Annotated in this window: 11 protein-coding genes and 1 pseudogene; 7 read left to right on the top strand and 5 right to left on the bottom strand. The window is 70.9% G+C overall.

The genetic code is table 11. From position 1 onward, the window contains the following. The first annotated feature begins 25 nt into the window (after positions 1-25). From AC0693_RS32835 to pgi, 5 genes are all read left to right on the top strand, one after another. Positions 26-1237, top strand: a complete 1212-nt coding sequence (locus AC0693_RS32835) for a phosphoglycerate kinase (RefSeq protein WP_356409265.1) — start codon at positions 26-28, stop codon at positions 1235-1237. Between the two features lie 6 nt (positions 1238-1243). Continuing rightward, the gene (gene tpiA, locus AC0693_RS32830) at positions 1244-2020 is read left to right on the top strand and encodes a triose-phosphate isomerase (RefSeq protein WP_356409262.1); all 777 of its coding nucleotides are present in this window, start codon (positions 1244-1246) and stop codon (positions 2018-2020) included. 138 nt (positions 2021-2158) lie between these two features. Then, positions 2159-2398, top strand: coding sequence for a preprotein translocase subunit SecG (gene secG, locus AC0693_RS32825; protein ID WP_356409259.1), 240 nt, complete (start codon positions 2159-2161; stop codon positions 2396-2398). A 179-nt stretch (positions 2399-2577) separates the two neighbouring features. Beyond that, entirely contained in the window at positions 2578-2913 is a 336-nt protein-coding gene (locus AC0693_RS32820; protein ID WP_008741068.1) for an RNA polymerase-binding protein RbpA, read from the top strand. Between the two features lie 153 nt (positions 2914-3066). Beyond that, positions 3067-4719 (top strand): glucose-6-phosphate isomerase, encoded by a 1653-nt coding sequence (gene pgi / locus AC0693_RS32815; RefSeq protein ID WP_469337933.1) that lies wholly within the window; start codon positions 3067-3069, stop codon positions 4717-4719. 86 nt (positions 4720-4805) lie between these two features. Here the strand turns inward: pgi and pgl are convergent, their stop codons facing one another. The 5 genes from pgl to tkt all read right to left on the bottom strand — a co-directional run bounded on the left by pgl (position 4806) and on the right by tkt (position 11563). Beyond that, entirely contained in the window at positions 4806-5588 is a 783-nt protein-coding gene (pgl, locus tag AC0693_RS32810) for a 6-phosphogluconolactonase (protein WP_469321094.1), read from the bottom strand. Positions 5589-5718: 130 nt separating this feature from the next. Beyond that, a complete protein-coding gene (gene opcA / locus AC0693_RS32805) occupies positions 5719-6792 on the bottom strand; it encodes a glucose-6-phosphate dehydrogenase assembly protein OpcA (protein ID WP_469337762.1) in 1074 nt (357 codons plus the stop codon). Further along, positions 6789-8318 (bottom strand): glucose-6-phosphate dehydrogenase, encoded by a 1530-nt coding sequence (zwf, locus tag AC0693_RS32800; protein WP_469319259.1) that lies wholly within the window; start codon positions 8316-8318, stop codon positions 6789-6791. The genes opcA and zwf overlap by 4 nt, the downstream gene beginning before the upstream one ends. Before the next feature lie 5 nt (positions 8319-8323). Then, positions 8324-9442: a transaldolase gene (tal, locus tag AC0693_RS32795; RefSeq protein WP_468467374.1), complete on the bottom strand. Its 1119-nt coding sequence runs from the start codon at positions 9440-9442 to the stop codon at positions 8324-8326. Positions 9443-9475: 33 nt separating this feature from the next. Next, a complete protein-coding gene (tkt, locus tag AC0693_RS32790) occupies positions 9476-11563 on the bottom strand; it encodes a transketolase (RefSeq protein ID WP_469337758.1) in 2088 nt (695 codons plus the stop codon). A 284-nt stretch (positions 11564-11847) separates the two neighbouring features. Between tkt and AC0693_RS32785 the strand changes: the two genes are divergently transcribed. Together AC0693_RS32785 and AC0693_RS32780 are read left to right on the top strand one after the other, a co-directional pair. Then, positions 11848-12789: a heme o synthase gene (locus AC0693_RS32785; protein ID WP_356409243.1), complete on the top strand. Its 942-nt coding sequence runs from the start codon at positions 11848-11850 to the stop codon at positions 12787-12789. 24 nt (positions 12790-12813) lie between these two features. Then, positions 12814-13158, top strand: a pseudogene (locus tag AC0693_RS32780) (hypothetical protein); the annotation flags it as partial. Positions 13159-13313 lie beyond the last annotated feature (155 nt).

The raw sequence follows: 13313 nt of genomic DNA, 5'->3' as shown, positions 1-13313 counted from the left end.
ATGGGGATAAGGAGTAGAAATACACATGAAGACGATCGACGAACTTCTCGCCGAGGGCGTCTCCGGCAAGCGGGTCTTCGTCCGCGCCGACCTGAACGTGCCGCTCGCCGGCACCGAGATCACCGACGACGGCCGCATCCGCGCCGTCCAGCCGACGATCGCGAAGCTCGCCGCCGCCGGCGCCCGCGTCATCGTCGCGTCCCACCTCGGCCGCCCCAAGGGCGCGCCGGACCCGGCCTTCTCGCTGGCCCCCGCCGCCGCCCGGCTCGGTGAGCTGCTCGGCCAGGACGTGGCCTTCGCGACCGACACCGTCGGCGCCTCCGCCAAGGAGACGGTCGCCGCCCTCGCCGACGGCCAGGTCGCCGTCATCGAGAACCTGCGCTTCAACGCCGGTGAGACCGCGAAGGACGACGCCGAGCGCGGCGCCTTCGCGGACCGGCTCGCGGAGCTGGCCGACGTCTACGTCGGCGACGGCTTCGGCGCCGTCCACCGCAAGCACGCCTCGGTCTTCGACCTGCCCGCGCGCCTCCCGCACGCGGCCGGCTACCTGATCGCGACCGAGGTCGCCGTCCTGAAGAAGCTGACCACGGACGTCCAGCGCCCGTACACGGTGATCCTCGGCGGCGCGAAGGTCTCCGACAAGCTCGCCGTCATCGACGAGCTCCTCGGCAAGGCCGACCGCCTGCTCATCGGTGGCGGCATGGCCTACACCTTCCTCAAGGCCCAGGGCCACGAGGTCGGCATCTCCCTCCTCCAGGAGGACCAGATCCCGGTGGTGCTGGAGTACATGGAGCGCGCGGAGAAGAACGGCGTCGAGCTGGTCCTGCCGGTCGACGTGCTCGTCTCCACGGACTTCCCCGACCTCAAGACCAAGGCCCCGGCCACCTTCGAGGTCGTCGACGCGGACAAGATCCCCGCGGACCAGGAGGGCCTGGACATCGGCCCCAAGAGCCGCGAGCTGTTCGCCTCGAAGATCGTCGACGCCGAGACCGTCTTCTGGAACGGTCCGGTCGGCGTCGCCGAGCATCCCGACTACGCGGGCGGCACCGCCGCCGTCGCGCAGGCCCTGCTCGACAGCAAGGGCTTCACCGTGGTCGGCGGCGGCGACTCCGCCGCGGCCGTCCGCAACCTGGGCTTCGACGAGACGAAGTTCGGCCACATCTCGACCGGTGGCGGCGCGTCCCTCGAATACCTCGAGGGCAAGACGCTCCCCGGCATCGCCGCTCTGGAGGTCTGACCCCGTATGACCACGCGCACCCCGCTCATGGCCGGCAACTGGAAGATGAACCTCAACCACCTCGAGGCCATCGCGCACACCCAGAAGCTCGCCTTCGCGCTCACCGACAAGGACTACGACGCCGTCGAGGTCGCGGTCCTGCCGCCCTTCGTCGACCTGCGGTCGGTCCAGACCCTGGTCGACGGCGACAAGCTGAAGATCAAGTACGGCGCCCAGGACATCTCGGCGCACGAGTCCGGCGCGTACACCGGGGAGATCTCCGGCGCGATGCTCGCGAAGCTCAAGTGCACCTTCGTGGCCGTCGGCCACAGCGAGCGCCGCCAGTACCACGGCGAGAGCGACGAGCTCTGCAACGCCAAGGTCAAGGCCGCCTACGCGAACGGGCTCACCCCGATCCTGTGCGTCGGCGAGGGCCTGGAGGTCCGCAAGGCCGGTCAGCAGGTCGAGTACACCCTCGCCCAGCTCGACGGCGGCCTCGCGGGCATCCCGGCGGAGCAGGTCGAGTCCATCGTCATCGCGTACGAGCCCGTCTGGGCGATCGGCACCGGTGAGGTCGCCACCCCCGAGGACGCGCAGGAGGTCTGCGGGGCGATCCGCACCCGCCTCGCGGAGCTGTACTCGCAGGAGCTGGCCGACAAGGTCCGCATCCAGTACGGCGGCTCCGTCAAGTCCGGCAACATCGCCGCGATCATGGCGCAGCCCGACGTCGACGGCGCCCTGATCGGCGGCGCGGCCCTGGACGCCGACGAGTTCGTCAAGATCGTCCGCTTCCGCGACCAGTGAGCACCTTGATCGTCGCAGCGAGTATGCGCTAGGACGGATCCGTCGTACCCTTGCGGGGGCCGGAGGCTGGAGCGACAGTCACCGGCCCCCGTCGGGGTTCACAGCACACCAGGGAATGTCAGAAAGTAGGAATCAGCCGTGATTATGGGGTTCTCGATCGCCCTGGTCGTCTTCAGCCTGCTGCTGATGCTCCTGGTGCTGATGCACAAGGGCAAGGGCGGCGGCCTCTCCGACATGTTCGGTGGCGGCATGCAGTCCTCCGTCGGCGGCTCCTCGGTCGCCGAGCGCAACCTCGACCGCATCACGATGGTGATCGGCCTGCTCTGGTTCGCGTGCATCGTCGCGCTCGGTCTGCTGATGAAGTCGCAGGGCAACTGAACGATCCGGCCCTTTCGGCGGTCAGGCAGGCTCCACCCGATCTATCATGAGGTCCGCGCCCCTACTCCGGAAGTAGTAACTCCGGTCACTGGACGCGCGTTGGGCCTTACGTAGACTGGGGCGCCCGCAGCGGAATTCCATTCACGCTTCGCGGCACCATCACGCAGGGAGTTACGACCGTGGCAAGTGGCAACGCGATCCGTGGAAGTCGGGTCGGAGCGGGGCCGATGGGCGAGGCCGAGCGCGGCGAGTCCGCGCCCCGCCTGCGCATCTCCTTCTGGTGCTCGAACGGGCACGAGACGCAGCCCAGCTTCGCCAGCGACGCGCAGGTGCCGGACACCTGGGACTGCCCGCGCTGCGGGTTCCCCGCGGGCCAGGACCGGGACAGCCCTCCGGCGCCCCCGCGCACCGAGCCGTACAAGACGCACCTGGCGTACGTACGGGAGCGGCGCACGGACGCGGACGGCGAGGCGATCCTCGCCGAGGCCCTCGCCAAGCTGCGCGGCGAGATCTGAGCCGCACCACCCCACGACATCGGGCCCGGCCCGCGGAAGATCTTCTTCCGCGGGCCGGGCCCCTTTGTGTCAGTTGTCCGGCCCGGCTTCCGATCCCTTAGGTTGGAGTACGGCGGGGCACAACAGGACGGAAGAAGTGGGTTGATGTCCGAGATGAACGCAGACGGACGTACGAGGCTCCACCGGACGCCGGAGTGGCTGGCACTCGGCAAGCACCGGGAAGAGCTGGGGCAGACGCATCTGCGGGAGCTGTTCGAATCCGACCCGGGCCGCGGCACCGGCTACACCCTGCGGGCCGGCGACCTGCACATCGATTACTCCAAGCACCTCGTGACCGACGAGACGCTCCGGCTGCTGCGCGAACTGGCGGCGGCCACCGGCGTGGAGCAGCTGCGCGAGCGCATGTTCCGCGGCGAGAAGATCAACACGACCGAGGACCGCGCGGTCCTGCACACCGCGCTGCGCGCCGCGCCGCAGGACGTCGTCGAGGTCGACGGGGAGAACGTCGTCCCCGCCGTCCACGCGGTCCTGGCCAAGATGGGGAACTTCGCCGACCGCGTCAGGTCGGGGGAGTGGCTCGGCGCCACCGGCAAGCGCATCAAGAACGTCGTCAACATCGGCATCGGCGGTTCCGACCTGGGTCCGGCCATGGCGTACGAGGCGCTGCGCGCCTTCGCCGACCGGCAGCTGAACCTGCGCTTCGTCTCCAACGTGGACGGCGCCGACCTGCACGAGGCGCTCCAGGGCCTGGACCCGGCCGAGACCCTCTTCATCGTCGCCTCGAAGACCTTCACCACCATCGAGACCATCACCAACGCCACCTCGGCGCGGGCCTGGCTGCTCGCGGGCCTCGGCGGCGACGAGAGCGCCGTGGCACGGCACTTCGTCGCCCTGTCGACCAACGCCGAGAAGGTCACCGGCTTCGGCATCGACCCGGAGAACATGTTCGAGTTCTGGGACTGGGTCGGCGGGCGCTACTCCTTCGACTCGGCCATCGGCCTCTCGCTGATGATCGCGATCGGTCCGGACGCCTTCCGCGAGATGCTCCAGGGCTTCCGCACGATGGACCAGCACTTCCGCACGGCCCCGCCGGAGCAGAACGCCCCGCTCCTGATGGGCCTGTTGGGGATCTGGTACGGCAACTTCCACGACGCGCAGGCGCACGCCGTGCTCCCGTACAGCCACTACCTCTCGCGCTTCACCGCGTACTTGCAGCAGCTGGACATGGAGTCCAACGGCAAGTCGGTGGACCGCCAGGGCGAGCCGGTGGACTGGCAGACCGGTCCCGTGGTGTGGGGCACGCCCGGCACCAACGGACAGCACGCCTACTACCAGTTGCTCCACCAGGGCACGAAGCTGATCCCGGCGGACTTCATCGGCTTCGCCCGCCCGGTCCCGACGCTCTCCCCGGATCTCGCCGCGCAGCACGACCTGCTGATGGCGAACTTCTTCGCGCAGACGCAGGCGCTGGCCTTCGGCAAGACCCCGGACGAGGTCCGCGCGGAGGGCGTCGCCGAAGACCTCGTCCCGCACAAGACCTTCCGCGGGAACCACCCGACGACCACGATCCTGGCGCAGGACCTGTCCCCGTCGGTCCTCGGGCAGCTGATCGCGCTCTACGAGCACAAGGTGTTCGTCCAGGGCGCGGTGTGGAACATCGACTCCTTCGACCAGTGGGGCGTGGAGCTGGGCAAGGTCCTGGCCAAGCGGATCGAGCCCGCCCTCGTGGAGGGCGCGGAGGTGCCCGGCCTGGACGCCTCCACGCGGGCCCTGGTGGCCACGTACCGCGAGCTGCGCGGCCGCTGACTCCCGCGGGGTCCCGCAGGGGCCGTACGGACGCGAGAGCGCCCCGCACCGGACGGTGCGGGGCGCTCCCGTGTGCGCGGGGCGTCTCAGGCGGAGGCCGGGGGGTACAGCGCGGGGGGCAGCTTCGCTGCGGCCGCCCGGTCGAGCAGCCACAGGGTGCGCGCGCGCCCGTACGCGGCGGCGGCCGGGGCCTGGACCTCGCCCGCCCCGCCGAGCGCGACGGCCACCGCGCCCGCCTTGTCCTCGCCGGCGGCGAGCAGCCACACCTCGCGGGCGGCCCGGATGGCCGGGAGGGTGAGGGAGATCCGGGTCGGCGGCGGCTTGGGCGCGCCGTGCACGCCGACCACCGTGCGCTCGGTCTCCCGGGCGGCGGGGTGCTCCGGGAAGAGGGACGCCACGTGCGTGTCCGGGCCCACGCCCAGCATCAGCACGTCGAACCGGGGCACGGGGCCGTGGTCCTCGGGAGCGGCGGCCTCGCGCAGCTCCTGCGCGTAGGCCGCGGCGGCCGCGTCCACGTCCGATCCGTGGGGACCGTCGGAGGCGGGCATGACGTGCACGCGCGCGGGGTCGACGGGGACGGCGTCCAGCAGGGCGGCGCGGGCCTGGGTGTGGTTGCGCTCGGGGTCGTCGGCCGGGACGTAGCGCTCGTCGCCCCACCACAGGTCCAGCCTGCCCCAGTCGACCGCGTCCCGGGCGGGCGCGGCGGCGAGGGCGGCCAGCAGGCCGTTGCCGTTGCGGCCGCCGGTCAGGACGACCGACGCGGTGCCGCGGGCGGCCTGGGCGTCGACGATCTTCGTGATCAGCCGGGCCGCGGCGGCCTGCGCCATCAGTTCCTTGTCCCGGTGGACGACGACCTGAGGAGTCGTCATGCCCATGCTGGTGCCGCCTTCTTGGTCGGGTGAGGGGGTGCGGTGTCGGGGGAGTGCGGAGCGTGCGGTGGAACGGGCGCGGCGCCGTACGCGCCCCCGTGCGGGGGATGCGTACGGCGCCGCGCCGTGCTCACTTGGCCGCGGACTTCTTCGCCGCGGCCGGTGCGGCCGAGCCCGGCTTGGCCGGACGCTTGGCCGCGGACTTCGCCGCCGGAGCCTTAGCGGTGGCTTCGGCCGCGGGCGCCGCGGGGGCGTCCGCCGGAACCTCGGCAGACCCGTGGTCCAGGCCGTGCACGCCGAACTTCAGCGCGGACTCGTAGGTGTTGTCCGGGTCCAGCCGGCGCAGCTCCTCCGCCAGCAGCTCGGCCGTGTCGCGGCGCTTGAGCGCCACCGCGCGGTCGGGCTGCCCCGGCATGCACAGCGTCGCCAGCGAGCCGTCCGCCCGGTCCAGGACGATGCCGCCGTCCTTGGTCGCCAGGCGTACGGCCGTCAAGCCCGGGCCCTCGGAGTGGGTGCGCTTGACGGGGACCTGGAGGCGGTCCGCCAGCCACATGGCCAGCAGCTCGCAGCTCGGGTTCTCGTCCTCGCCCTCGACCGTCGCCGACACGATCCGCAGCGCCTTCTGCTGGTCGAGCGCGGCCGCGAGCATCGAGCGCCACGGCGTGATCCGGGTCCAGGACAGGTCCGTGTCGCCGGGCGCGTAGGCGGCCGCCCGGGTGGCGAGGGCCCCGATGGGCTCCTCGGACGCGTAGGTGTCCGTGATCCGGCGCTGGCCCAGGGCCCCCAGCGGGTCGCCCGCCAGGTCCGGCGGCGCGCCCTGCGGCCACCACACGACCACCGGGGCGTCCGGCAGCAGCAGCGGGAGGACCACCGACTGCGCGTGGTCCACCAGCTCGCCGTGCAGCCGCAGCACCACCGTCTCGCCCGTGCCGGAGTCCGCCCCGACGCGGATCTCCGCGTCGAGCCGGGCGTCGCGGCGGCTGCGGGGCGAACGGCTGACCCGCTTGATCACGACGATGATCCGCGAGGGGTGCTCGTGGGCCGCGTCGTTCGCCGACTTGAGCGCGTCGTACGCGTTCTCCTCGTCGGTCACGATCACCAGCGTCAGGACCATGCCGATCGCGGGCGTGCCGATGTCCCGGCGCGCCTGCACCAACGCGGCGTTGATCTTGCTGGAGGTGGTCTCCGTGAGGTCGATCTTCATGGCCGGCGCCAGCTCCGTCCGTCTCGTGCGAGCATCTCGTCCGCCTCGACCGGTCCCCAGGTGCCCGAGGGGTACTGCGCGGGCTTGCCGTGCTTGTCCCAGTACTCCTCGATCGGGTCGAGGATGTTCCAGGACAGCTCGACCTCCTGGTGGCGCGGGAAGAGGTTGGCGTCACCCAGGAGCACGTCCAGGATCAGCCGCTCGTACGCCTCCGGGCTCGACTCCGTGAAGGACTCGCCGTAGGCGAAGTCCATCGTCACGTCCCGGACCTCCATGGAGGTGCCCGGAACCTTGGAGCCGAAGCGCACCGTCACGCCCTCGTCCGGCTGGACCCGGATGACCAGGGCGTTCTGCCCCAGCTCCTCGGTCGCGCCCGACTCGAACGGCAGGTACGGGGCCCGCTTGAAGACGACCGCGATCTCCGTCACCCGGCGGCCCAGGCGCTTGCCCGTCCGCAGGTAGAACGGCACGCCCGCCCAGCGGCGGTTGTTGATCTCCAGGCGGATCGCGGCGTAGGTGTCGGTCTTCGACTTGGGGTCGATGCCGTCCTCTTCGAGGTAGCCGACGACCTTCTCGCCACCCTGCCACGCGGCCGAGTACTGGCCGCGCACGGTGTGCTTGCCCAGGTCCTCGGGCAGCTCGACGGCGGTGAGCACCTTGAGCTTCTCCGCCACCAGCGCCTTGGGGTGGAAGGAGCCGGGCTCCTCCATCGCGGTCAGCGCGAGCAGCTGGAGCAGGTGGTTCTGGATGACGTCGCGCGCGGCGCCGATGCCGTCGTAGTACCCGGCCCGGCCGCCGATGCCGATGTCCTCGGCCATGGTGATCTGCACGTGGTCGACGTACGACCGGTTCCAGATCGGCTCGAACATCGTGTTCGCGAAGCGGAGCGCCAGGATGTTCTGGACGGTCTCCTTGCCGAGGTAGTGGTCGATCCGGAAGACCTCGTTGGGCGGGAAGACGTCGTGCACCAGCTGGTTGAGCTCCTGGGCACTGGTCAGGTCGTGACCGAACGGCTTCTCGATGACGGCGCGCCGCCAGGAGCCCTCCTTCTGGTCCGCCAGCCCGTGCTTCTTGAGCTGGGCGACGACCTTCGGGAAGAACTTGGGCGGGACGGAGAGGTAGAAGGCGAAGTTGCCGCCCGTGCCCTGCGCCTTGTCCAGTTCCTCGATCGTCGACTTCAGCGTCTCGAACGCCTCGTCGTCGTCGAAGTCGCCCTGGACGAACCGGCAGCCCTGCACCAGCTGCTGCCAGACCTCCTCACGGAAGGGCGTGCGGGCGTGCTGCTTGACCGCGTCGTGCACCTCCTGTGCGAAATCCTCGTCCTGCCACTCGCGGCGGGCGAAGCCGATCAGCGAGAAACCCGGCGGCAGCAGGCCGCGGTTCGCCAGGTCGTAGACGGCGGGCATCAGCTTCTTGCGCGACAGGTCACCCGTAACGCCGAAAATGACCAGGCCGGACGGCCCCGCGATGCGCGGGAGCCGCCGGTCCTGTGCGTCACGAAGCGGGTTCGCTCCGTTCACAGACAAAGTGTTCAGGCCTCCGTGGGTGCGAGGCGCTCAAGCTCCGCCTCGGTCGACTTCAGCAGGTCGTTCCAGGACGCCTCGAACTTCTCGACGCCCTCGTCTTCGAGCAGCTGCACCACATCGTCGTACGAGATGCCCAGCTTCGCGACCGCGGCCAGCTCGGCGCGCGCCTGGTCGTAGGTGCCGCGGATGGTGTCGCCGGTGACCTCGCCGTGGTCGGCGGTGGCCTCCAGGGTGGCCTCCGGCATGGTGTTGACCGTGCCGGGGGCGACCAGGTCCACCACGTACAGGGTGTCCTTGTAGGCCGGGTCCTTGACGCCGGTCGAGGCCCACAGCGGACGCTGCTTGTTGGCGTGCGCCTTGTCCAGGGCCGCCCAGCGCTCGGAGGAGAAGACCTCCTCGTAGGCCTCGTAGGCCAGACGGGCGTTGGCGAGCGCCGCCTTGCCCTTGAGGGCCTTGGCCTCGTCGGTGCCGATGGCGTCGAGGCGCTTGTCGATCTCCGAGTCCACGCGGGACACGAAGAAGGAGGCCACCGAGTGGATCTTGGAGAGGTCCAGGCCCGCGGCCTTGGCCTTCTCCAGACCCGCCAGGTAGGCGTCCATGACCTGGCGGTAGCGCTCCAGCGAGAAGATCAGCGTGACGTTGACGCTGATGCCCCGGCCGATGACCTCGGTGATCGCGGGCAGGCCGCCCATGGTCGCCGGGATCTTGATGAGCGTGTTCGGGCGGTCCACCAGCCAGGCCAGCTGCTTGGCCTCGGCGGTGGTCGCCTTGGTGTTGTGGGCCAGGCGCGGGTCGACCTCGATCGAGACCCGGCCGTCCTGGCCGTCGGTGGCGTCGAAGACCGGCCGCAGGATGTCGGCGGCGTCGCGGACGTCCGCCGTCGTGATCATCCGGATGGCTTCCTCGACGGTCACCTTGCGGGCGGCGAGGTCCGAGAGCTGCTGGTCGTAACCGTCGCCCTGGCTGATGGCCTTCTGGAAGATCGACGGGTTGGTGGTGACACCGACCACGTGCTGCTGGTCGATCAGCTCGGCCAGGTTGCCGGACGTGATGCGCTTGCGGGACAGGTCGTCCAGCCAGATCGCCACGCCCTCGTCGGAGAGGCGCTTGAGTGCGTCTGTCATGGGATTGCATCTCCTACTTGTGTTGTACGGGCGTCAGCGCGCGGCGGCGGCGATCGATTCCCGGGCGGCCGCGGTCACGGCCTCCGGGGTGAAGCCGAACTCGCGGAACAGCACCTTCGCGTCGGCCGAGGCACCGAAGTGCTCCAGCGAGACGATCCGGCCCGCGTCGCCCACGTAACGGTGCCAGGTCAGGCCGATGCCGGCCTCGACGGCGACGCGCGCCTTCACCGAGGGAGGCAGCACACTGTCCTTGTACTCCTGGTCCTGCTCTTCAAACCACTCGACGCAGGGCATCGAGACCACACGGGCCGGGACGCCCTCGGCCTGCAGCGCCTCGCGCGCGGCGACGGCGAGCTGGACCTCGGAACCGGTGCCGATGAGGACGACCTCGGCGGGACCGCCCTCGGCCTCGAAGAGCACGTAGCCGCCCTTGACGGCGTCCTCGTTGCGGTCGTACGTCGGCACGCCCTGGCGGGTCAGCGCCAGGCCGTGCGGCGCGCCCTTGCCGTACACCTTGGTGTGGCGGCGCAGGATCTCGCGCCAGGCGATGGCGGTCTCGTTCGCGTCGGCCGGGCGGACCACGTTCAGGCCCGGGATCGCGCGCAGCGCGGCGACGTGCTCGACCGGCTGGTGCGTCGGGCCGTCCTCGCCGAGGCCGATGGAGTCGTGCGTCCACACGTAGGTCACCGGCAGGTGCATCAGCGCGGACAGGCGCACGGCGTTGCGCATGTAGTCGGAGAACACCAGGAAGGTGCCGCCGTAGACACGCGTGTGGCCGTGCAGGGTGATGCCGTTCATGGCCGCGGCCATGGCGTGCTCGCGGATGCCGAAGTGGATGGTGCGGCCGTACGGGTCGGCCTCCGGCAGCGGGTTGCCCACCGGCAGGAACGAGGAGTCCTTGTCGATGGTGGTGTTGTTCGAACCCGCGAGGTCGGCCGAGCCGCCCCACAGCTCCGGGATGACCGCGCCGAGCGCCCCGAGGACCTTGCCCGAGGCGGCGCGGGTGGCGACGCTCTTGCCGGTCTCGAAGACGGGGATCTCGTCTTCCCAGCCCGCGGGCAGCTCGTTGGCCTGGATGCGGTCGAACTCGGCGGCGCGCTCCGGGTTGGCGGTGCGCCAGGCGGAGAAGTCCTTCTCCCACGCGGCCCTGGCCTCGCGGCCGCGGTCCAGCGCCTTGCGGGTGTGCGCGATGACCTCGTCCGACACCTCGAAGGTCCGGGCCGGGTCGAAGCCGAGGACGGCCTTGGTGGCCGCGATCTCGTCGTCGCCGAGGGCCGAGCCGTGCGCGGCCTCGGTGCCCTGCGCGTGCGGCGCGGGCCAGGCGATGATCGAGCGGGCGGCGATGAAGGACGGGCGCTCCGTCTCGGCCTTGGCGGCCGCGAGCGCGGCGTACAGGCCCTTCGGGTCGAGGTCGCCGTTCTCCAGCTGGGCGACGCGCTGGACGTGCCAGCCGTACGCCTCGTAGCGCGCCAGGGTGTCCTCGGAGACGGCCGTCTCGGTGTCGCCCTCGATGGAGATGTGGTTGTCGTCCCACAGCAGCACGAGGTTGCCGAGCTTCTGGTGGCCGGCCAGCGAGGAGGCCTCCGCGGAGATGCCCTCCTGGAGGCAGCCGTCGCCCGCGATCGCGTAGACCATGTGGTCGAACGGGGAGGTGCCGGGGGCGGCCTCCGGGTCGAACAGGCCGCGCTCGTACCGGGCGGCCATCGCCATGCCCACGGCGTTCGCCACGCCCTGGCCCAGCGGGCCGGTCGTGGTCTCGACGCCCGCGGTGTGCCCGTACTCGGGGTGGCCGGGGGTCTTGGAACCCCAGGTGCGGAACGCCTTGAGGTCGTCCAGCTCCAGGCCGAAACCGGCCAGGTAGAGCTGGGTGTACAGGGTGAGGGACGAGTGCCCCGCGGAGAGCACGAAACGGTCCCGGCCGACCCAGTCGGGGTCCGACGGGTCGTGCCGCATCACCTTCTGGAAGAGGGTGTAGGCGGCGGGGGCCAGGCTCATGGCCGTCCCGGGGTGGCCGTTCCCGACCTTCTGCACCGCGTCAGCGGCGAGGATGCGGGCCGTGTCAACGGCGCGCTGGTCCAGTTCGGTCCACTCGAGCTCTGTGGTCGTCGGCTTGGTGCTCACCGTGGGTCAGGGCTCCTCTCCACATGTCGAATCCCGGTGACGTACCGTGCACCGGCGCGATTCCGAGCCTACCCTCGCCGCGGCGTGCAGCTATTCGAGTGCCACCACGCCGTCACCACCTTGGCACGTCCCCCGGGCCCGCCGGGTTCACCGCGATCGGCCCAACACGGGGCGACCCCCGCGCGGGGCGACACAAGGGCAACGTCTACAGTGGCGTGGTACGCGCAAGTCTTCACCGGGCCTTCCCGCCCGGAGCTTGCTGGGAGTCTCTGTCAGGGGTGTGCGTGACGGCCGTCGAATCCCGTCCAGCGGGGGTGCTCGGTACCTCATCCGGTCACCGGCCGTTCGGGGCCCGGGCCATGGCCTTCGTGGCGCTGACCAAGCCGCGGATCATCGAGCTGCTGCTCATCACGACCGTGCCGGTGATGTTCCTCGCCGAGCAGGGCGTGCCGTCGCTGTGGCTGGTCCTGGTGACCTGCTTCGGCGGCTACCTGTCCGCGGGCGGCGCGAACGCGCTGAACATGTACATCGACCGCGACATCGACGCGCTGATGGACCGGACCGCGCAGCGGCCGCTGGTGACCGGCATGGTCAGCCCGCGCGAATGCCTGGTCTTCGGCATCTCGCTCGGGGTGGTCTCCACCCTGTTCTTCGGACTGCTCGTCAACTGGCTGTCCGCCGCGCTGTCGCTCGGTGCGCTCCTCTTCTACGTCGTGGTCTACACGATGCTGCTGAAGCGGCGCACCTCGCAGAACATCGTGTGGGGCGGGATCGCGGGCTGCATGCCGGTGCTCATCGGCTGGTCGGCGGTCAAGAACGAGGTCTCGTGGGCCGCCGTCATCCTCTTCCTCGTCATCTTCTTCTGGACGCCGCCGCACTACTGGCCGCTGTCGATGAAGGTCAAGGACGACTACGCGCGGGTCGGCGTACCGATGCTGCCGGTGGTCGCGGGCAACCGGGTCGTGGCGCGGCAGATCGTCCTCTACAGCTGGGTGATGGTGGCGGTCTCGCTGCTGCTGACCCCGCTGGGCTACACGGGCTGGTTCTACACCTCCGTGGCGCTGCTGGCCGGCGGCTGGTGGCTGTGGGAGGCGCACGCGCTGCACGCCCGGGCCAAGTCCGGCGTGACGGGCGCGAAGCTCAAGGAGATGCGGCTGTTCCACTGGTCGATCACCTATGTGTCGCTGCTGTTCGTGGCGGTGGCCGTGGATCCCTTCCTCCGTTGATTACTCGCCGGTAGCATGCCAGTCATGGCAGATACCGCAGCAGTCACTCCCGAGGCCACCGGCGACAAGAAGCGGGCCCGTACCGCGGCGAAGCTGGCCAAGCAGATCGGCGCCTTCGCGGCGGCCCACGGCGGCGCCGAGGGCCAGCTCGCCTACATCGGGCAGGCGGGCACCCGGATCGTGCTCGTCGGCACCGACGGCGGCTGGGGCGACCTGGTGGCCCCCGACCACGCGTGCGCCGAGCTCGCGGCGCAGCAGGCCGGCCTGACGCTCCAGGACGCCTTCGACGGCGAGATGGCGGCGCGGGTGCGGACGGGTCCGTACGAGTGGACCCGGATGGCGGGCCTCCAACTGGGCGGCCCGAAGAACCCGCCGGTGCGGGGCGCTGCCGCTGAGCCGGAGCCGGTGGCTGAGCCGGTGGCCGCGGCCGAGCCGAAGCCTGTGGCCTCCTCGGCCCCCGCTGCCGCGGCGCCTGCTGCGGCGAAGCCGGCCGCCGAGCCTGCGGCTTCCGCTGCCCCCGCTGT

The organism is Streptomyces sp. NPDC043876, from assembly GCF_056435825.1.
This window is presented reverse-complemented; position numbering and strand designations above follow the sequence as displayed.

Excerpts from the sequence above, each read along its gene's own strand:
- AC0693_RS32835 (WP_356409265.1), top strand. The coding sequence starts at position 26 with ATGAAGACGATCGACGAACTTCTCGCCGAGGGCGTCTCCGGCAAGCGG.
- tpiA (WP_356409262.1), top strand. The coding sequence starts at position 1,244 with ATGACCACGCGCACCCCGCTCATGGCCGGCAACTGGAAGATGAACCTC.
- pgi (WP_469337933.1), top strand. The coding sequence starts at position 3,067 with ATGAACGCAGACGGACGTACGAGGCTCCACCGGACGCCGGAGTGGCTG.
- pgl (WP_469321094.1), bottom strand. The coding sequence starts at position 5,588 with ATGACGACTCCTCAGGTCGTCGTCCACCGGGACAAGGAACTGATGGCG.
- opcA (WP_469337762.1), bottom strand. The coding sequence starts at position 6,792 with ATGAAGATCGACCTCACGGAGACCACCTCCAGCAAGATCAACGCCGCG.
- tal (WP_468467374.1), bottom strand. The coding sequence starts at position 9,442 with ATGACAGACGCACTCAAGCGCCTCTCCGACGAGGGCGTGGCGATCTGG.